This is a genomic window from Enterococcus sp. SMC-9, from assembly GCF_021011285.1.
Lineage (GTDB): Bacteria > Bacillota > Bacilli > Lactobacillales > Enterococcaceae > Enterococcus_C > Enterococcus_C montenegrensis.
The window spans coordinates 286,828-306,679 of sequence record NZ_JAILYE010000004.1; the positions used below are offsets into that span (position 1 = coordinate 286,828).

Annotated in this window: 17 protein-coding genes, 1 other RNA gene and 1 riboswitch; of the genes, 4 read left to right on the plus strand and 14 right to left on the minus strand. The window is 36.9% G+C overall.

Translation table 11 applies throughout. From position 1 onward, the window contains the following. The first annotated feature begins 66 nt into the window (after positions 1-66). From ssrS to K4422_RS07855, 3 genes are all read left to right on the plus strand, one after another. Positions 67-261: non-coding RNA, 6S RNA (gene ssrS, locus K4422_RS07845), on the plus strand. 76 nt (positions 262-337) lie between these two features. Next, positions 338-610 (plus strand): hypothetical protein, encoded by a 273-nt coding sequence (locus K4422_RS07850; protein ID WP_230710348.1) that lies wholly within the window; start codon positions 338-340, stop codon positions 608-610. A 113-nt stretch (positions 611-723) separates the two neighbouring features. After that, complete coding sequence (locus tag K4422_RS07855) at positions 724-1,197, plus strand: universal stress protein (RefSeq protein ID WP_206902211.1); 474 nt, start codon at positions 724-726, stop codon at positions 1,195-1,197. A 159-nt stretch (positions 1,198-1,356) separates the two neighbouring features. On the opposite strand, the gene K4422_RS07860 is transcribed toward K4422_RS07855, so the two are convergent. Beyond that, positions 1,357-2,475: a sortase gene (locus K4422_RS07860; RefSeq protein WP_230710350.1), complete on the minus strand. Its 1,119-nt coding sequence runs from the start codon at positions 2,473-2,475 to the stop codon at positions 1,357-1,359. 496 nt (positions 2,476-2,971) lie between these two features. On the opposite strand from K4422_RS07860, the gene K4422_RS07865 reads away from it, so the two are divergent. Continuing rightward, positions 2,972-3,868: a cation diffusion facilitator family transporter gene (locus K4422_RS07865; protein ID WP_230710352.1), complete on the plus strand. Its 897-nt coding sequence runs from the start codon at positions 2,972-2,974 to the stop codon at positions 3,866-3,868. A gap of 50 nt (positions 3,869-3,918) precedes the next feature. Here the strand turns inward: K4422_RS07865 and K4422_RS07870 are convergent, their stop codons facing one another. The 13 genes from K4422_RS07870 to K4422_RS07930 form a co-directional block, all read right to left on the minus strand. Beyond that, a complete protein-coding gene (locus K4422_RS07870) occupies positions 3,919-4,602 on the minus strand; it encodes an ABC transporter ATP-binding protein (protein WP_206902209.1) in 684 nt (227 codons plus the stop codon). Positions 4,603-4,606: 4 nt separating this feature from the next. After that, complete coding sequence (locus tag K4422_RS07875; RefSeq protein ID WP_206902208.1) at positions 4,607-5,686, minus strand: ABC transporter permease; 1,080 nt, start codon at positions 5,684-5,686, stop codon at positions 4,607-4,609. A 374-nt stretch (positions 5,687-6,060) separates the two neighbouring features. Further along, positions 6,061-6,663, minus strand: a complete 603-nt coding sequence (locus tag K4422_RS07880; protein ID WP_230710354.1) for a TetR family transcriptional regulator — start codon at positions 6,661-6,663, stop codon at positions 6,061-6,063. A gap of 13 nt (positions 6,664-6,676) precedes the next feature. Further along, positions 6,677-7,480 carry a pyrroline-5-carboxylate reductase gene (proC, locus tag K4422_RS07885; protein WP_230710357.1) on the minus strand — a complete coding sequence of 268 codons (804 nt, stop codon included), beginning with the start codon at positions 7,478-7,480 and terminating at the stop codon, positions 6,677-6,679. A gap of 217 nt (positions 7,481-7,697) precedes the next feature. Next, positions 7,698-8,969, minus strand: a complete 1,272-nt coding sequence (gene eno, locus K4422_RS07890) for a phosphopyruvate hydratase (protein ID WP_206902199.1) — start codon at positions 8,967-8,969, stop codon at positions 7,698-7,700. Positions 8,970-9,060: 91 nt separating this feature from the next. After that, positions 9,061-9,121: riboswitch (Fluoride riboswitch) on the minus strand. A gap of 162 nt (positions 9,122-9,283) precedes the next feature. Continuing rightward, the gene (locus K4422_RS07895; RefSeq protein WP_230710359.1) at positions 9,284-11,068 is read right to left on the minus strand and encodes an ABC transporter ATP-binding protein; all 1,785 of its coding nucleotides are present in this window, start codon (positions 11,066-11,068) and stop codon (positions 9,284-9,286) included. A gap of 153 nt (positions 11,069-11,221) precedes the next feature. After that, positions 11,222-12,052: a MarR family winged helix-turn-helix transcriptional regulator gene (locus tag K4422_RS07900; RefSeq protein WP_230710360.1), complete on the minus strand. Its 831-nt coding sequence runs from the start codon at positions 12,050-12,052 to the stop codon at positions 11,222-11,224. A 566-nt stretch (positions 12,053-12,618) separates the two neighbouring features. Beyond that, positions 12,619-14,031, minus strand: a complete 1,413-nt coding sequence (locus K4422_RS07905; protein WP_230710362.1) for a YfcC family protein — start codon at positions 14,029-14,031, stop codon at positions 12,619-12,621. A gap of 60 nt (positions 14,032-14,091) precedes the next feature. After that, positions 14,092-15,585, minus strand: coding sequence for an amidohydrolase family protein (locus K4422_RS07910; RefSeq protein ID WP_230710364.1), 1,494 nt, complete (start codon positions 15,583-15,585; stop codon positions 14,092-14,094). Between the two features lie 33 nt (positions 15,586-15,618). Further along, positions 15,619-16,329, minus strand: a complete 711-nt coding sequence (locus tag K4422_RS07915; protein ID WP_230710366.1) for a GntR family transcriptional regulator — start codon at positions 16,327-16,329, stop codon at positions 15,619-15,621. A 79-nt stretch (positions 16,330-16,408) separates the two neighbouring features. After that, on the minus strand, positions 16,409-17,221 hold the full coding sequence (locus K4422_RS07920) for a fructoselysine 6-kinase (protein WP_206902191.1): 813 nt from the start codon (positions 17,219-17,221) through the stop codon (positions 16,409-16,411). Positions 17,222-17,337: 116 nt separating this feature from the next. Next, positions 17,338-18,306, minus strand: coding sequence for an SIS domain-containing protein (locus tag K4422_RS07925; RefSeq protein WP_206902190.1), 969 nt, complete (start codon positions 18,304-18,306; stop codon positions 17,338-17,340). A 553-nt stretch (positions 18,307-18,859) separates the two neighbouring features. Continuing rightward, positions 18,860-19,771, minus strand: a complete 912-nt coding sequence (locus tag K4422_RS07930) for a ketopantoate reductase family protein (protein WP_206902189.1) — start codon at positions 19,769-19,771, stop codon at positions 18,860-18,862. Positions 19,772-19,852 lie beyond the last annotated feature (81 nt).

A 19,852-nucleotide genomic window follows, 5' to 3' on the forward strand; every position in this document is an offset into this window, starting at 1 on the left:
ATAGCGATTACAAAAACAAAAGCAATCTGGTTGCTACTTTTGTCCCCCTATGCTACTATGTAAGTGGGAATTCTGTGATGTACGAGTTATCCTTTTTGTGTGTTGACCGAACATTTTTATTGATATATTGGGATCCGTCCTGTGTGTGAGTTGGTAACATGCCTTTTCTTTTGGTAGTTCGATACTTAAACCGTGGAACCCACCTGCTAGAAATTGCGGGATCAATACTATGGGACGAATAACGGCATCTACGGATATTACCCATTCTTTATGAATGTAGCCGCCTGTCTTTTGACAGACGGCTTTTATTTTTAGCTTAGAAATGGAGTTTACTTTTATGATTCGTGTTTTAGTCATTTTATTTGCTTTATTGTTATTACTTTTAAGTTATGTTTTATTGAAAAAACCGCAATTATTAACCCCATTATTAATACAAGAGGAAATTCCGAGCTTTTTAAAAACCTATGGTCACTTCTATTTAAGCTTTGGTATTTTGGGCTTCATTGCAGCAATCATCAATTTAAAAATCATTATTTTGCTTTATATTTTTCTTGTCCTTATACTTGCAGCAAGTTTTAGTCTAAAGCTAGCAAAATCACTCAAAAAATAATTCTGATTTTGATAGCTTCTTTTTTGCAATTCACCTAAAGTAGTTTACAATAAAATTGTAGCTAACAAGATGCTTTGTAGTTAGGGCGTTGTAAATGTAAAGGAGTGGGTAAAATGTTACAACAATATAAAACAATTATGGTGGCAGTCGATGGTTCTAGTGAAGCTGAACTTGCCTTCAAAAAAGCTGTCAATGTAGCAAAGCGAAACGAGGCAAAACTATTAATTGCACACGTTATTGATACAAGAGCTTTTCAAACAGTTTCCTCTTTTGATGGTATGTTAGCTGAACAGGCCACAGAAATGGCAAAACAAACATTAGCAGATTATACCGATTATGCAAAAGAACAAGAATGCCATGATATTAATACCGTTATTGAATATGGTGCACCAAAACCTATCATTGCAAAACAATTGCCACAAGAACACAACGTAGATCTAATTATGTTAGGGGCTACCGGGTTAAATGCAGTAGAGCGTCTTTTTATCGGTTCTGTTTCTGAATATGTTATCCGTAACGCACCTTGTGATGTTTTAGTTGTCCGGACTGACTTAAATAACAAAGTTGTCAAAGAAGAAAAAGAATAAGCAACAGTCCGTGTTTTCGTGTTGCATTCCTTAAAAACAAATAATACCTAAAGATTTCTAGTGTTACGAGCTTATAAGCTGGTAATGCTGATATCTTTAGGTATTTTTTTATGAGAAAAAATCCAGAGTAAAATTCATCCACGTCGTTTTTTTATTTTTCTAGCGGGCTAGCACACAACGATTGATATGATCATTAATACAAGTTTGTAAACTAATCCGTTCACCTTTTTCATCTAACATGCGTGGTAAAACGTCGTCTTTTAAGTCATTGGCATTATATCCTTCATCCGTCACATCAACGACCTCGTACACATGATATGTTTTTTGCTTACCATTATCATCATAAACAGTGATCGGCGCTCCTACATAAAGCTCCATTACCGTCGCAAAATCACCGGGATTATGTCCAATAAAATGTGTTGGTGCACTATCGTCCACAAGCCCTTTTCCAAGCCAAGTAGCGGCTCCTTCATCAGGAGCAGAATTAGCACCTGTCGCATGCGAATAAGAAATTGTCTGACCGTTAAACTGGATAACTGAAGTGAACTTGTCAGATGACTTCAAATCATCCTTTGTTGTAGGTGAAGCTAGACTCTCAGCAGAACTTTCTTTTTGCGGCGTTTTTGCCGTATTGGGTGCTGTTGTCTTTTTCAAACTATTTTGAAGAGACAGTGGCTGTTCTAATTTTTCCGCGTGACTACTCGTGCTGGAAACAATTTCTACTACTACTTCTTTTTTAGCAGTATTTCCCGCCTTGTCTTTTGCGCTTATTACCACAGTCTGCTTACCAACTTTATTTGTATCAACTGCGCTAATTTTACTTTTATCTAAGGAAATGATCCCATCAACCGTGTCATAAATTGAGAAATAGTCAGCCCAATCAATTTTGGTATTGTGGGGAATGACTAAGGCTTTCTTTTGTTTGATAATAGGTTTTGTTTGATCAACGATTCGAACCGTAATCTGCCGGGTAATGACTTCATCAAATTGAATATAAACCTTAATTGGGACCTCATAAATTCCTGGTTGCATATTCTGGATGAATTCTAAATTAGGGACGTCTACTTTTGTCACTTGAGGAATTTTATTGATATGGGCAGCGACAAGCAATGCCTCTTTACTCACAACTTCTTTGGCGCTAGCGTCAAATGTTACATTTTCGACTAATACTTGATCCAAGCGTCGCTTGGCACTTGCATAAACTTTAAAAAAGCTAATACTAACAACTATCAGACAAAGCAACGTTAAACTCGCCAGTAGCAATTCGCGTTTTTTCATGAGTTCCACCACCCTTCAACTTCTCGGTTTGTTTTTTTATGGTCACAAAAAATAAATTTTATTATTTTTAAAGAATAAAATAATGTTATTTTCCCATTGCTATTCACCATTATTATAAAGGCTATCGTCTCATTAAGTTACCTCATATGCACTCTTTTTTCAATTAAATAACCCTCATTTTATGAACAAAATTACGTCATTTAATTAATACCTATTTCATTATTTTAATGTAACGCATGTTTTTTATTCAGCAGATTTTGGGCTAGAGACATTGGCTTGAATTGTCTTTCAAAAAATTCGGCTTCTGACCTGTAATTGCTGTTACTCTGTTTATCTAAATACACCAGTTAAAGGTTAGAGTATTATTCGCACAATTTAATTGGTTGTGTTAAAATCAACTTACATATGATTAAACAGTCATATGTAAGTTTTTTATTTTTTACCTCTTTATAAAAATGTGCTTAATATTTATCGAATGAAATTGGAGGTCATCCTTATGCATGAGCATCATTTACACACACCCACCACAAAAACTAAACGCGCTTTTAAAATTGGAATTATTATTAATCTCTTATTTGTTGTAATTGAGACTATTTTTGGTTTTTCGGCCAACTCTTTGTCTTTAGTCGCCGATGCCGGTCACAATTTAAGTGATGTTTTAGGACTAGTTATTTCGTGGATCGCAATCTTGTTAAGCGCCCGTCCACGAACAGCAACTAGAACTTACGGCTACAAACGCAGTTCTATTTTAGCGGCCCTCTTTAATGCTATCTTTTTATTAGTGGCTATAGGTGGCATCTTAGTTGAGGCCATTTCTCGTTTGCAAAATAGTCAACCCGTTGCTGAAAATAAGGTCATTCTAGTAGCTTTAGTTGGAATTATTATCAATGGTTTTACTGCCTACCTCTTTATGAAAGACCAGCAACACGACTTAAATGTAAAGGGCGCCTTTTTGCATATGGCAGCTGATACATTAGTTTCTGTTGGCGTTGTCCTAGCAGCTATTATCGTTAAATTTACCAATTGGTTCTGGCTAGATTCTGTCATTAGTTTAATCATTGCTGGGATTATTTTTATCGGTACTTGGGGATTACTAAAAGGTGCTGTGAACTTATCTTTAGATGCTGTTCCAGAAGCTGTAGATTATGATGAAGTTAAAAAATTTATTGAAAATAAGCCAACCGTATTAGCCATTCACGATCTTCATATTTGGGGATTAAGCACCACCGAAAATGCACTAACAGTCCACGTTTGTCGTGATACGTTAGCAGATAACAATCAATTTTTGGAGAACTTGGATCATGAGCTGACGAAAAATTTTGTCTTATCTCATATTACAATCCAAGTTGAACTTGGAGAAATCAGTGATGAATCGGTGAAACATAGTATTTAATCAAAAGAACTGCCTGAATCACACTATTGTGTGAATCAGACAGTTCTTTTTTAATCTTCTTTTGGCACCGGTTGTAGTACGCCATCGGTCATCTTCAAGACCCGGTCACTCCACTGCGTCATGCGTGGATCATGGGTGACCATGATCGTAGCTTTTTTATTTTGATGGGCTTCTTTTACCAATAATTTTACTACTTCAAAGGCGTGATCCGTATCCAAAGAAGCAGTCGGCTCATCTGCCAAAATCACGCTTGGATCATTATACAAGGCCCGTCCAATTGCAACCCGTTGCCGTTCACCGCCAGATAAGTCACGGGGATATTTATCCTTTAGGTCAAAAATATCCAATGAACGTAAAATTGTTTCGACCTTTTCTTTGTCCAAATTAGATTTTTTAACTTTATCTACTAAGAAAAATTGTTCCTCGATTTTTAAAAAAGGAATTAAATTAGATGCTTGTAAAATAAAGCCGATTTCTTTGAAACGCAGTTGACTACGTTTTTTTTCATTTAGATTCGTAAAATCATGTCCATTGATTAAGATGCTCCCACTAGAAGGTGTCTGTAAGCCACCAGCAATGGTCAAAAAGGTGCTTTTCCCAGAGCCCGAAGGACCAATAATCGAGACAAATTCTCCTGGTTGAACAGCAAAATCAATTCCTTTTAAAGCGGTAATTTGTGTATGTCCGCTACCAAAAACTTTTTTGACATTATTCATTTCTAAAGCATTTTCCATATTCTTAACCTCCAATGGCTGTAATTGGATCGACTTTGGTCACTGTTCTAATTGAGAACAAACCACCAACAACAGCTACAACTAACAAGACGACACCGTATAACAACCAATCATTTACAACAATTTGAAACGGCATGGCACTTGGTAAAATCAGACTCGTTAAAAAGGCTAATAAAGCAGCTCCTAGCACACCCATCACACCTACCATAAAGGATTGTGCAATAATTGATTTTGCGATAAAGCTAGTAGAAATACCTTCTGCTTTCATAATCCCAAAGGTCGCTGTCTTTTGCAGTGTCATCACGTACATGAAAATACCGATTACGGCAGCCACAACAATAAATAAGAAATAAATCATCCCATTCAAAGTTAAGTTTTGCGCAGAATAACCTGGAATTGCTTCAATAAAATCTGCCAAAGTTAGTGAATCCAGATCTTCTTTTTGTTCTGATGTAAAAGTAGGACGCCCTTTTTTTACTAAAATTCCATTAATTGGCGTCTTTGTTTTATCTTGTGGAATTTGACCATTGTATTTTACATTAACAAATGTTTCCGTATCAGAATAAATAACTGGCGTAACTGTGTAATACGTCGCTTTGAAAATTCCAACGATCGTTAATTTTTCTTCGTATTTGCCAATCGTAATCTTATCGCCAATCTGATAACCCTCATCCGCTAAATTTTGCGAAATAATAATATCATTTTTCTTTAGATTGCGATTACCTTTAGTGACTTTGGGTAACATAAACGCATCTGCGTCAGTTCCAAATAGCGTAATATCGGTAGTTTTTTTATCTAATTTTGCAGCACCATTATAAATACTAATGGGCGCCTTCTTGCTGGTGGTAGCTACGTCATTAAAATCTTGTAACGTCAACTGGGAAGCATTTAGTGACTTATTCGCATCTTTGGCTAATACTACCGTGTCGGCCTGCCAGTCACCTGCTGCTTGCATAAATTCTTGTGCCAATCCCGACGCTAAGCCCGACAACAAGAAAACTACGTAAGAAACTAGCAGCATAATGCCAATGATTAGGCCATAGCGTAACTTCGCATAGCGCATTTCTTTAATTGCTAAAAACATATTCATCATCCTTTATTTACAATTTCATTAAGTACGGTATTCACTTTAAACGCCCAGTAACACTTTGTCACTAATTCTGCTTACCAATTGTAAATCGCTTAATGTTTTCTTAATATTTATAAATGCAAATGAAGTCAAATCTGCGCATAACACAAATGATTTCTAAAAATTTCCTGCAATTTATTTTCTGGTGTTTTGCCAACTTTAGTTTTACAAATATTCGAGTGTGAAATCTGACATGACGATATTTGTTGTAGAGCACTTTATTCTTGTCAAGATTTTATATTTTCTTATAGTAAAAAAACAGATACCTGCTTTAAAAATAGCAAAATTACTATTTTTAGCTGCAAATACCTGGTTTAATCTGAACTATTTTATTTTTGTTGAATACCCTGTTTAAGCCATTTAATCCGTAATTGGTAGACATCTACCAATTCTTTTTCACCCCAGTCATTTACAATAAAGGCAGTCAATACTTCCATCACTAAATCCATAATTAAAAATAACAATTCTTGACTTTCTGCTAGCGTATCCAAGCTAATATCGTTCTTGATCAAAAGCTCTTGCCACTGCAAAACCATCGCATTTTGACCGTTATTATGACTATTGCGCTTGGCAAAAATGGTAGGATTGGCTGTTAACAACTGGATTTGTTGCCATTCTTTTGCTGTTTTATCTACTCCTGCGATTTTTTTCAAATAAGTTTTAATCCCGGCAAACAAATCATCTGACATCGTATAAACAAAAGTCAAAATTTCCCGATGAACAGCAACTGAAGCTTTTTGCACCACATATTGGTGCGCATCTTCCAAATCATTAAAATATTTATAAAACGCTCCCCGTGACATCCCCATTTTTTCAACAATTTCAGATACTTTCACCTGAGAAATGTGACGGTTGTAAAAAGTTGCCAATAAAATCATTTCAATTTTTTCCTGTTTATCAACAGTTAAATTCAAAAAAGTAGCTTTTGGCATCTCATCCCCTCCGTTATTTACCTAACTCTCGACTTTTTTTGGTTGCGGCACTCACAGCTTTCATTGCTGCAGCACGTAGCCCTTCTGTCTCTAATACTTTTACGCCGGCAATTGTCGTTCCACCAGGTGAAGTGACGCGATCTTTTAAAACAGCGGGATGTTCTTTTGTTGCCACCACCATTTTTGCGGCACCAAGAACCGTTTGTGCTGCAAATTCATAAGCCGCTTCTCGCGGCATTCCCTCAAAAACGGCACCATCAGCTAACGCCTCAATAAACAGATAAACAAACGCCGGTCCGGAACCACTTAGCCCCGTTACAACATCCATCATTTTTTCAGGCACAGCCACAGCTTTGCCAAAACTACTAAAAATCGCCAAAGTTTGCGCTAATTCTTCCTCGGTAACGTTTTGATTGGCACAAACAGCTGACATCCCCTCACCAACTAAGGCTGGCGTGTTAGGCATCACCCGTAAAATTTTCTGGTCTTCTCCAAGATAATCAGCGATTGTATCTATTGTAACTCCTGCAGCAATACAAATTACTAATTGCTCTTTTTTAATAACTTTGGCTACTTGCGGTAAAACTTTAGGTAAAACATCTGGCTTAACTGCGAAAATGATACTATCACTTTTTTTAATTAACGTATCAGCAGCTTGAAGTGTTCTCACACCAAAATCTTTATTGATTTTTTCTAGGGTAGGCGCATATGCATCATAGACAAAGATATCAGCTTTATCATATAGCTCTGCCTGTAATAGTCCCAAAAGCATCGCCTGCCCCATATTTCCCCCACCATAAAACCCAATTGTTCCCATTTCCTTCACCCTCTCTTTGCTTTAAGTTTGCTATATTTTTTCATAAAAAGCTACTGTCAGGTGAATTTTCACTAAAAAACCCAAGGACTACAATCACGGTACAATAAAAAGAGTATCCTTATTTTGAAGTGTAAAGTGCGCCTTCTAAACTAGATTTTTTATCTAACTTAGGAGGCGCACTTTATTAGGGTACTCTTTTTAAACTTCTTACTATCTTCTATTTCTTAGGAAAATGTGCTAGTTTAGCGTAGCCTTCCAATTCTTCTTCAATCCGTAAAAATTGATTGTATTTTTCCACTCGTTCACTGCGGGCCATAGAACCTGTTTTAATTTGTCCGGCATTCATTGCGACAGCAAAGTCAGCAATATAAGTATCACCAGTTTCTCCTGAACGATGGGAAATCATTGTATTGTAACCATTTTGGCGCGCCAATTTAATAGCTGCAATGGACTCAGAAACTGTGCCAATTTGGTTTAGTTTGATTAAAATTGCGTTGGCGACGCCTTTATCAATGCCCTCTTTAAAAATAGTGGGGTTGGTAACAAAAATATCATCGCCAACTAGTTGAATGTTAGCCCCCATCGTATCCGTTTGTTTTTTAAACCCGTCCCAATCATGTTCGGAAAAACCATCTTCAATTGAAATAATAGCAGGGTATTTCGCTACTAATTCTTGGTAGTAGGTTAACATTTCGCCACTGGACATTTCTTTGCCTTCAAAATTATATTTATGGGTATCCTCATTATAAAATTCGCTTGAAGCTGGATCTAACGCAATCGCAATTTCTTCTTTTGGCATGTAACCAGCAGCTTTAATTGCTTCATACAATGTTTCGATAGCAGCTTCTGTACTACCTAGTTTTGGCGCAAAGCCGCCTTCATCCCCAACCGCTGTTTCAAGGCCTTTTTTAGCTAAAATTCCTTTTAGCGTGTGGTAGATATTGGCAATTTTTTCTACTCCATCACGGAAACTTGCTCTTTTAACTGGCGTAATCAAAAATTCTTGAACATCAATGCCCGAATCTGCATGGACACCACCATTAATTACGTTAAAAAATGGTTGTGGTAATTCTAAATCAACACCACCTAAATAACGATACAAAGGTTCTTTTTTGCTAGCGGCCGCGGCCCGACTAACCGCCATCGAAACACCTAAAATAGCGTTAGCACCCAACCGACTTTTATTGGCTGTGCCGTCTAAATCAATCATAATGTGATCAATTTTTTCTTGATCAAATGGACTCAACCCAACTAGTGCATCTTTGATTTCTGTGTTTACATTGTTCACTGCTTTTAAAACACCTTTGCCTTGCAGGCGATCACCGCCATCGCGCAATTCGACAGCCTCACGATCGCCAGTTGAAGCTCCTGATGGCACTTGTGCACGTCCTAATGTTGCATCAGATAAAATGACATCGACTTCGACAGTTGGGTTACCTCTTGAATCAAAAACTTCTCTTGCTTTAACATTTTCAATCACTACTGACATGATAATTCCTCCTTAGATTCTTTGGGTGGCAAAATTTGAAATGCAAAAAAACACCTGTTGTAAAAGTATTTGAAAACATCTCAAATAAACTCTTACAACAGGTGTCATCAGCCATTTCAGCACTTATAGGGAACACCATCCCTTTACGTGAAAATAATATCGCCATTTTCAAAAATTGTAAAACAAAAAGACTTTTGCTTTTAATTAGCCGTAAATTTCAAATTTGTCCGCTAAATAAATAAGATGAAATTTAAGTAACGGTTTAAACTGTTTCATAAATTTCATCTTATCACTAATGGTTATGCTAGACTTTTTTAATCTACGACTTGTTCATTTACATATTTGGCATATAAAGGATGCGTCGCAATTAACTCACGGTGTGTCCCACTACATGTGACTTCTCCATGTTCGATAAAGTAAATTTTATCTGCGTCAACAATCGTTGATAGGCGGTGCGCAATTACTAATGTTGTTCTTCCTGCCATTAACTGATCTAATGCTCGCTGTACTTTTTCTTCTGATTGGGAATCTAAGCTTGCGGTAGCTTCGTCTAACATCAAGATATTCGGATTGCGTAAAAAGGCTCTGGCAATCGCAATTCGTTGCTTTTGTCCGCCGGATAATTTGACGCCCCGTTCGCCAATTTGCGTGTCCAATTGATCAGGAAAATCGCGAACAAACTGATCCGCATACGCTAATGACAAACCTTCCCACATTTTTTCATCTGTTAATAACTGATTTAAACCATATTGTAAATTGTCTCGAATACTACCGGCAAAAACCGCGCTATCTTGTGAGACATAGCCAATTTGTGAACGCCAATCTTTCAAAGACAAATCATTAATGTTTTGTCCGCCAATGGTAATGGTGCCCGATTTTGGTTCATAAAAACGTTCCAACAGACCAAAAATCGTTGACTTACCTCCGCCACTAGGTCCGGCAAATGCCACCACCGTATTAGGTTTAGCTTCAAAAGAAACATCTTGTAAAATCACTTTTGATTCATCGTAACTAAAAGATAAGTGATTTGCTTCAATCGTTTTACCTGTGACAGCGATATTAGTATCCACTGTAATTGTTTCCGTTGGCGTTTCTAAAATTGCTTGAATCCGTTCTGTTGCCCCCATTGCTTTTTGCACTTGAGAAAAGAAGGTAGCAAAGCTAGCAGCTGGTGTAATGATATTGAAGAGATACAATAAGAAAGCGACCAATTCACCACTCGTTAGTGTCCCTGCTTGCACCCGCACTGCGCCATAACCTAAAATACCAACAAATAAACCTAACATCGTCGTCATCATTACCGGTTGCAAAACAGCTTCAACTTTGGCATCTTTTAAACCCAGTTTAAAGATTTTATCAATATAGCGACCACCATTTTTAATTTCATAGCTTTCACCATTACTGGATTTAATTAAGCGAATCTCAGATATCTTCTCTGTCGTATCCGCATTAAAATCTGCTAGCGCACCTTGCATTTGGCGCCCAATTTTCATCATCACTTTTCCAATTGGCATCATCACTAACATGACAATGGGCACAGATATAAACATTAGCGCCGCCATTTTCCAGTCCATGATAAATAAGATAATCACCGAGCCAACTAATTGAATAGCCCCCGTAATAAAATTAGGAAATTGGGTCGTTACCAAGTCCTTGATTACACTGGTATCGTTCACCAAACGAGAGCTACTTTCACCAGATTTATGGTCGTCATAATATGCGACAGGCAAATGTAACAAATGGTGCCATAATTTTTCTCGTAATGTTTTGACAGAGCTTTCCCCGACATAACGTAAAAAATAACCGCCAATTGCACCGAAACCTAAATATACGATAAACGCCAGCACCAAGACGGCAACCATTTTGCCATCGATTTTTGCTAATTCACTCGTATCTACTAATCCTTTTGTTAACTGTGGCACAACAAGACTCGCACCACTCGTGATTAAGCTTAGTAATAAACCAAAAGCAAAAAGTGCTTTTTTGGTGCTCACACTATTAATTAGTTTCAAAAAATCTTTAAATTTAAATGTTCCTTTAGCTTTTGGTAATTCATCCTCAAAAATTGCAGCTTCACGGCCGCCTCCACCTTGTGGCATTGTAAATTCCTCTTTTCTTCATTAAGCATCTGGCATTACGCACGTGTAAAGAAAAACCGCCTGTAGCCTTTACAAACTTGAAATTTTTTGTAAAAAGCATCTGCCAGACTAAATCTTTTTAAACATAGTCATTTTAAAACGTCGTTAACGCTTTTAAAAATCTTTCCATTCATCTTGATCTTGTTGATCTTCTTTGCCGTGATTTGGCTTCATACCGCCAAATTTATTCTTCCAAAAATCAAACCAGGCCTCTTGTTGTTCTTTGGTTGCATGGGGGTGATTTTCGTGAAAATTACGACCACCATGACGGCTGCCACGCCCCCCTCTTGGTCCACCGCCAAAACCACCAAAGCCGCCAAAGCCGCCACGGAAATTACGCATTTGTTCTAAATCTTCAAATGACATTTCCCGCATTTTTTTCTGCATTTCCCGACGTAATTTGTTCATGTCCGCAGCATCCATTTCAGCCCATTCTTGCCCAAACTGTTCTTTAAAAACTTCCTGCATATTTTGAATAGCTGCGAGACGATCAAAAGGATCTACAAAGGCTTCGGCTTTTTGTTTCATGTCATCATTCCAGCCGTCTTTAATTTTTTGTAATAAATCTGCTAGTTCCGTCATTTCCTCTTCTGTTAAGCCATCAAAGAAATGTGCACTTTCACTTGTTTGTGCTGTCTGTGCCGATGCTTCTGCCTGCTTTTTGCCTACTTCGGTCAAAAATACTTTTTTAATACGTTTGTCCTGCTCATCTTCAATGCGTTTTATGGCGCCACTATTTTCTAATTTCTTCAATAATTCTGCCAGTGAACTAGGACTCAAACCCAAAATGTCTGCTAAATAGCCTTGGGTTAATCCGTCTTCCAAGCGCAATACTGCCAATACTCGCTGTTGCCCTGTTAATTTTTGTCTTTTACTCATAAACGCATTGCCAGCATCACTGATGAAACGAATTTGTTTTAATAATTGGTCACTAAATGTATTCATTAAAATTACCTCGCTTTTATTACGGCACCGAATATTTCGGCACCGAACTTTATTACATTGGTGATTATATTTCGGTACCGAACAATTGTCAACACTTTTATCTCAAAAAATTTCAAATCACTTTTTTCTAAAAAAAAATCCATACTTTCTTTATAGTCAAAAAAAAAAACACCAACTTTTATTATCCATTTGGCGTGAATAATAAAATAGTTGGTGTCATTTCGCTAAAATGCGAAAGAATGATTCTAACGAATTGAAGTTGAACGTTAGCCTCACAAATGTATTATACCTGATTTTCATTACGTTTGTCCTTAATAATCTATAGCAAGCTGTCACTTACAAGCTAAAAAATTGAATCCCAAACCAAGCTTTACGCTGTCACAAAAATTTTGACTAGCGATGATGCGAATCGAATTATCCCCAAAATTTCCAAATTCTTCTAGCTGCTTGTTTCGTCCTGAAGCTTTCCTTTTGAAATCTTTACTTTATAAGTAGCCAGATCCAAACAAAAAAGCCGCCCACCGACTTTGCTGGAAACGGCTTTTGTTTATAAGCAGACCTACAATTTAGAATAATGTTGCAATATAAAGTAAAATCGCCGAAGCAACTGCCAAAATACCGAAGGCTTTCAAACCCACTTTAAACCATTTTGAAAAGTTAATTTCTGCAATCGCTAATCCAGCTAACAACACGCCACCTGTTGGGGAAATAATGTTCATTAACCCATTGCCAAACTGATTACTTAAAACAATAACATCGCGATTTAGACCTAGTAAATCACCTAATGGAGCCATTACTGGCATCGTTAAAGCAGCAGCCCCCGAAGATGATGGTACAAAGAATGTTACTAAAACTTGTGCACCTAACAAAATCGTCGAAAATAATGCCTTGGGTAGTCCCCCTAAAAGAGTGGCCAAACTATTTAAAATCGTATCGATAATCATGCCATTTTCTAAGATTACCAAAACTCCCCGTGCTAAACCGATGATCACAGCAGCATAGGCGAAATCTGCACAGCCTTCTACAAAAGCTTCCGCGATCTTCTTTTGTCCAAATTTAGCGACAACGCCAGCAAATAAGGCCAGCGCGACAAACAATGCCGAAATTTCCACCATGTACCATCCTTGGGCAATAATCCCCCAAATCATAACGCCTAAACCGCCGATAAATCCAGCCACAATCAACTTATCACCATTGGAAAAAGGCTTGTCTTGCTCAAAATTTTGAAATTTACTTTTGACCAATTGATCGCTAGCATAAACGATTGAACTTTCAGGATTCGCTTTTACTTTACGAGCATAATTCATAGTAAAAATAATAGAAATTGCAGTTAAAATGACCCAACAAATGACACGATAGCCTAATAATGGATTGCCATGTACACCTGCAACGCCTTGGGCAATCAAAACATTAAAGGGATTAATCGTTGATCCAACATAGCCCACTTGCGTTCCCAAAAATAAAATTAAAATTGCCGTCATCGAATCATAGCCTAATGAAAACATCAACGAAATAAATACTGCAAATAAAGGAATCGCCTCTTCACTCATGCCAAAAGTCGATCCGCCAAGACTAAATAAAATCATAGACAGCGGAATTACTAAAATTCCTTTATCCCCAAGAGAAGTTGCTAATGAAAACAAAGCACGGTCCACTGCTCCCGTTTTTAGAATAACCCCAAAAGCACCACCAACAACCAACACAAAAGCAACTACTTCAACCGCCGAAATAATTCCCGCAGCTGGGGCCTCTAAGATAGCACCAATTCCTTGACCATAGCCAGCCTTAGCGATTTGGTGATACGTCCCCGGAACAACTGTTGTTTTTTCTGCGCCATTAATATTTTCAACAACTGTCTCAAATTGACCACTGGGAATAACCCAAGTTAAAATTGCAGCTGCGATAATCAAGCAAAAAATCAATGTATAGCTATGGGGAAAGACAAATTTCTTTTTTGCTTTTGTTTCTGTTACTTCCATTTCTTTTCCTCCTTCAATTAAAAATACGTATCAAGACGTTATTCTTTTGACTAAATTTTTTTAACTTTGGTAAACGACCTGCCCATCAATATAGGTGGCGACTACTTTTGCTTTAGTTAAAGCCATAATATCATGAGTCGTTAAATCCTGATCAAAGATTGCTAAATGTGCTTTTTGTCCTTTACATAAAGTACCACAGTCCAGCATACCATTTGCGGCAAAAGCATTTTGGGTAAAAGTTTGCAGCAAGGTAAGACAATCCAGCCCTCTTTTTTCTTGCCAGCGTTTCTGTCCATGAGGAAACTTACGCCAAACACTGCGGATAATGGACTCTGGTAAGTCTGTCATGAAAAGTGGTAAATCAGTACCACTGGTAAGCAATACCTTTGCATCTTTTAAGGTGCCATAATTAAAGAAACGCTCAGCATATTCTTGTGGCAAAACATTTTCCATATAGCTTTTTTCATAACTATCATTTAGTCCCAATACTTGCGGATAGATTTCTGCTACAATCTTGTTATCTGCCATTTTCTGTGCAGTTTGCTTAGTGACCATTTCTAAATCACTGATAGAATTATAAACACCTTTAGGTAAACGCTTACCATTCTGAGCTAAAATTTCAGCAGCTTTTGCTGCCGCTTTATCGCCTTCTGTGGTTAAACAGCAAGGAATATTTTGACTATTGCACGCTTTCACTAAATTATAAATAGCAGTGTAATCAATCTGTGGCTGTATTTGCTCAGAAGAATAGCTTCCAAAGGTAGCACCTGTTTCATCTGCTACTACGCCATCTACCATAATTTTTGCACCGCCGAAAGTGATATTCTTTGCAAATTCAGCTTGCTGATATTGGATTAACTGCGCTATATTCAAGGGTTTTGCCACCGCTTGAATATAAAATCGTGTTTGAATTTTCCCTTGTGGACGTCTTTTAAAATAATCGGCATTGTCAAAAACAATTTCTTTTGTTGCGACCACGCCACGAGAAAGCAAGGCTCTTTCATACTTTTGATAAACACAAGCCAGCTCAGCTTCACTCCTTAATAACTCGTTAATCAACTTTTCAGCTGCCTCAGCACTGGTATCTGTTTCCTTAAAACCATAGCGCATTTTAGCAGCACGATTTAACCAACAATACGAACGATTTTTATCGATGCCGCTAATTGCACCGGCATAATTTAGGTTATCTAAATCTTGTTGCGTTGGTTTTTCTGACCATTGTGTCAAGTCAAAGCCGTGAAAATAAATCGGCTCTCCTTGTTTTTTTGTTGCTGCGGCCTTGATCTTTTTTAAAGCAGCATCTTTATCTAAACACTGGCTTAAATCAAGACCTGCATTCATCCGCAAATAGCCGCTAAAAAAGACATGATTATCAAACAAGCCAGGCATCACAAAATAATCATCATATTCAAGTAGTTGGCGATTATTAGAAATTTCACCATATTCCCAGTTGAAAAATTTCGCGGTAATCTGGTCATCTTCTATCACAATGTGGCCTTTTTGAACGGGATGAATACCATCAAAAAGCAAATTGGTGCGAATAATTGTTTCCATGATTCCTCCTCCAGCAAATTGCTTGGCGGCAAATCAAATACTAAAAGTATAGGCATCACCCAAATAAAACTGCTTACCAAAATGAATTGGGCGCATATTTTGATCCTTCACTACTGTCTGCATGTAAAAAAACGGTGTCCCGATCGCAACGGCCATTGTCGTAGCGATAAAATCATCGGCAGAAACAATTTCTAATGTTGTTTCCCCTGGATTAATTGGTAAAATATCATGTTTTCTTAAAATAGCATATAACGAACCGGTTAAATCTTCTGTTTGTAAAAAAGAAAAACGTTCAAAATCAAAATAGTTATTTTCCAGTAGTAAAGGTACACCATTGCCTAGACGTTTTCTTTGGGTGTATAAAACTTTAGCTCCTACCGGTATTTCTAATTTTTCCGCTAGTTCTTGATTTGCGGCTAGTACTTCTTTTTTTAATAAAATACTCGTCGTCTTTAACTGACTACTTTTTCCGCTATCACTAAAACCGGTCACGTACTCAATTTTGCGTAATACTTTGTGACCGCTAATAAACGTTCCTTTGCCTTGTTTTTTTACCAAATAACCTTCTGCCACCAATTCTTCAATCGCTTTACGAACTGTAATCCGGCTGACACCATAATTTTCAATAAATTCTGGTTCTGTTGGGATGCGTTTGTTTTCAGTATATTCGCCGGTATTTATTTTTGTTTTGATTACTTCTTTTAATTGTTTATATAGTGGCAATTGTGCATTAGCATCAAGCATATTAGTCCCTCACTTAGTTTTTGATCAAAAAGATCTCTCCTCAAGTAGAGTACCAAATGCCCTTGTTTAACACAAGCCGCTAGTAGGCAACACCATAACCAAAAGAGCCTTCTATAAGGCAAGATTCTCCTGCAAAATTATTTCCTGCTTCCATGGCTTCTATAATGCCAGCCCCTTTTAAATAATGAATTAAAAAGGCCGTCAAAAATGAATCTCCTGCTGCCATTGTATCCACAGGTTCCTTTAAAACTGGTACAACTTCATAAAAATTTTGACCATCATAAGCAAAAGCAGACTTAGCGCCGCGAGTAACAATTAAAACTTCATTATTACCGGTAAAATGCTCATGCAAAAACTGTTTTGTATCCTCATCACTGCTGTCGCTCATGGAGAAAAAGCCGAAGTTTACTGCAGCGATCGCATTTTGAATTTCAGTTTCAGTAAAATCGTCAGAAAAATCATATGAAATTTTAGCTGGGACTGCTTTTAAAGCCGGTAACAAATGATTCACGTGGCTGTATAACCCCATATGAATTAAATCAAAACTTTTTAAATAGGCTTGATCTTCCTTGGTTAAAGTAAGCGGGTGCGTCCGCGTTACGCCACCTTCATTACTGCCTAAAAAAATACGATCTCCCGCTTTAATTTCCACACGTGCACAACCATTTTCGCCTTCAACTACACGAGAATGACTATTATCCAAACCAATTTCATCGACAACTTTTTTGACATGCTGCCCTTCTCTATCTGTTCCAAAGACCCCCATAAAACTGCTTTTTACTCCTAATTTTTGCGCAAATACGGCAAAATTCAGAGAATTCCCTCCTGGATACATCAGCTGATAGTTCACGTACTTATCAACAACATTGTCGCCTAATCCAAGAACCTTCATTGCAACTGCCCCTTTCTTTACAATTTATTTTTACATTTGCAAAAATAACAAATATATTTTATTTTTCAAGAGAAAGACAGTTACGAAGTTTTGGCAACTGTCTTTAAAAAAATATTTTAATAAGCAACTTTTCCCATATAGCGGCGCACGTCTAAATCATGCTGGCGCACGTTAGCTAACGCTAAGCGGTATTCAGCTAAAACGCTATAGAATAAAATTGGATTGAAAAATTCGTTAACTTCTTGTGCAATTAAATCCAACCCTAATTCTTTTGCATCGACATACTCGACATTTTTAGCATATGCTTGCAAGAAAGTTTTTGCCCGCTCATCTAGTGGTCGGCTGCGTCCTTCACTCATTAACATAATGTAATTGCGATCTTGATCTGTCACTTCAAAAGGTCCGTGGAAATATTCGCCTGAGTGGACAGCAGTTGAATCCAACCACTGCATCTCCATTAACGAACAAATTGAAAAACCATAAGCGTGACCATAACTAGGTCCACTGCCCATAATGTAGAACATCGTATCATTTTGATATTTATCAGCAAAAACTTTTACCCGCTCTTGTACTTGGTTAATTGCATTTTTTACGACGGTATCAATAATGCCCATACCTTCTTTAAATTTATCATAGTGAGCATACCCTTCTGTTTGCGCAACGAGTGAAACTGTTAAATCCAAAATAATCGCCATTGGATTGTTTTTCACTTCAGCATCTGCTCCCCAATCATATAAAAAACTGTAATTTGATACCGAAAATAAATCAGCTTCTTTATTATGAGTTAGCCCCACTGTTTGTGCGCCGCGACTTTGTGCCACGTTTCCAGCTGCAACGGTTTCTTTGGTATTACCACCATGGGAGCATAAAATGACAACCGAATTTTCATCTAAAGCTTTCGGTGGCACGTGACAAAACTCATTAGCAGTATACCAACCGGTAAAACATTTGCTTGATTCAGCTTTCATAAAGTACTCTGCCACATACATGTCAACTAAAGAACCCCCACAAGCAACAAAATAAATACCTGAAAGCTGCCCTTCATTTTTAGCCAAAATTTTCTCAACAGTTTTGGTTACGTCCATTTTTTGTCCTCCTAAATTTAAAAAAATTGTTTAAATAGCGTACCTGTTTTTACAGTAAATCATTTTTATGTTTATAACGTTATATGACGTTTTACATTTTTAGTGTAATCGATTTCTATTTATTGGTCAATAGTTTCTTAGAATTTTTTTGCTCTTGAACTTACAATCTAAGTGCACACGTAAAAAATGACTCATACCGAATTCCCAACTAGAAAAGTCTTATCTAAGAAAACTACTAGGAAGAATTCAATTATGAGTCACTATGTCATCTTACCATGTTCGCATAAAGAGAAGTTCTATTATCTTTACAACGACACTAGCGGTTAGCAAACACGCACAACACAGCGTAAAAATGTTTTTTACATGATCTCTAACCGTTTAAACCTTAGGGGATACAAGCCAAAGCAACCAACCAATAGGCTCCTAAATAAAACTTTAGGAGCCTATTTTTAATACTCATACCTACGGGATAAAAAAAATCTCTTAAGGTACTAACAAAATTGGTTAAAAGAGTCTTCGTAAATTTCATACTACGAACATTGAATTTACTTGCTTAAAGCCTAGCAAGTAATTTTGAAAAGTTTGGAATAGAGGTTTTAGATTGTTTCTGGAACTTAAGCAAAGACTCAATCATTGCCTCAATCTCTCGAAAGTCACCTTCTTGCATTTTCATTATAGGAGTAGCAAATATAAGCTTCATGATACTGTAAGCTACTTTAGCGTTAGAAAATACAGTGCCCAGCATAGGTGGAGTGATCTTAACACCATTGTCTTTCAATATCTGAAAGGCTTCTTTATAACTTAATGAAGCTAAACGCATTAGCTCTTTTTTCTCTTTTTTATTACTAATACCAGCTTGAAGCTTGTCGAAGGTATTTAATACCGTAACCAAAGCAGCATGAGTTTTAAGCCAATCATCTAATTTTTTATCTATTTCCCATGTATAACTCGTATTAGAAAAAATAGCTTCAAGAATAGGTTCAAGCTTAGAGGTATTAACAGATGAATTGATCTTAAGCTTCCCTTTTCCAAACCTTAAGATTGTTATCAGGTCTTCTTTTCTAGTACCGCCTGTTGTTTGGAAACCAAAGGATACATTCTTATTACTTGTTGCAAGACTCATTAATTGGGTTTCAAGATACAAGGTATCCATTTGATTTCCTACAAATATGATATTTTCACTCATGTTGGCAGCTAAAACAGGTAACACACTCTCAAAATCACTATATTTCATAGTAACAAAAATGATGTCATAAAAATCATCTGCGTTAAGTTGTTCAACATACGTTAACGTATCAACTGTACGTTTCTTTTGTAATTGATGATAAAGAACTAAATTATCTGATCGCAATTGAGCTAATCTTTTATTACGAGCCAACATTATGACTTGGTTATGAGAGTTTTGAGCTAAACTATGTGCTAAGTAACTTCCTTGAATACCAGCACCATAAATCAATATTTTCATAATTAAATACCTCCATAATAGACACGTGTTGATTAATCAACATCTGCAAGTTATAGTAAGCTAAAGAAATATTCAAAGCAA

Excerpts from the sequence above, each read along its gene's own strand:
- K4422_RS07915 (WP_230710366.1), bottom strand. The coding sequence starts at position 16,329 with ATGCTTGATGCTAATGCACAATTGCCACTATATAAACAATTAAAAGAA.
- K4422_RS07880 (WP_230710354.1), bottom strand. The coding sequence starts at position 6,663 with ATGCCAAAAGCTACTTTTTTGAATTTAACTGTTGATAAACAGGAAAAA.
- eno (WP_206902199.1), bottom strand. The coding sequence starts at position 8,969 with ATGTCAGTAGTGATTGAAAATGTTAAAGCAAGAGAAGTTTTTGATTCA.
- K4422_RS07905 (WP_230710362.1), bottom strand. The coding sequence starts at position 14,031 with ATGGAAGTAACAGAAACAAAAGCAAAAAAGAAATTTGTCTTTCCCCAT.
- K4422_RS07860 (WP_230710350.1), bottom strand. The coding sequence starts at position 2,475 with ATGAAAAAACGCGAATTGCTACTGGCGAGTTTAACGTTGCTTTGTCTG.
- K4422_RS07910 (WP_230710364.1), bottom strand. The coding sequence starts at position 15,585 with ATGGAAACAATTATTCGCACCAATTTGCTTTTTGATGGTATTCATCCC.
- K4422_RS07900 (WP_230710360.1), bottom strand. The coding sequence starts at position 12,052 with ATGAATACATTTAGTGACCAATTATTAAAACAAATTCGTTTCATCAGT.
- K4422_RS07855 (WP_206902211.1), top strand. The coding sequence starts at position 724 with ATGTTACAACAATATAAAACAATTATGGTGGCAGTCGATGGTTCTAGT.
- K4422_RS07920 (WP_206902191.1), bottom strand. The coding sequence starts at position 17,221 with ATGAAGGTTCTTGGATTAGGCGACAATGTTGTTGATAAGTACGTGAAC.
- K4422_RS07870 (WP_206902209.1), bottom strand. The coding sequence starts at position 4,602 with ATGGAAAATGCTTTAGAAATGAATAATGTCAAAAAAGTTTTTGGTAGC.
- K4422_RS07925 (WP_206902190.1), bottom strand. The coding sequence starts at position 18,306 with ATGGACGTAACCAAAACTGTTGAGAAAATTTTGGCTAAAAATGAAGGG.
- K4422_RS07850 (WP_230710348.1), top strand. The coding sequence starts at position 338 with ATGATTCGTGTTTTAGTCATTTTATTTGCTTTATTGTTATTACTTTTA.
- K4422_RS07895 (WP_230710359.1), bottom strand. The coding sequence starts at position 11,068 with ATGCCACAAGGTGGAGGCGGCCGTGAAGCTGCAATTTTTGAGGATGAA.
- K4422_RS07930 (WP_206902189.1), bottom strand. The coding sequence starts at position 19,771 with ATGAAAATATTGATTTATGGTGCTGGTATTCAAGGAAGTTACTTAGCA.
- proC (WP_230710357.1), bottom strand. The coding sequence starts at position 7,480 with ATGGGAACAATTGGGTTTTATGGTGGGGGAAATATGGGGCAGGCGATG.
- K4422_RS07875 (WP_206902208.1), bottom strand. The coding sequence starts at position 5,686 with ATGTTTTTAGCAATTAAAGAAATGCGCTATGCGAAGTTACGCTATGGC.
- K4422_RS07865 (WP_230710352.1), top strand. The coding sequence starts at position 2,972 with ATGCATGAGCATCATTTACACACACCCACCACAAAAACTAAACGCGCT.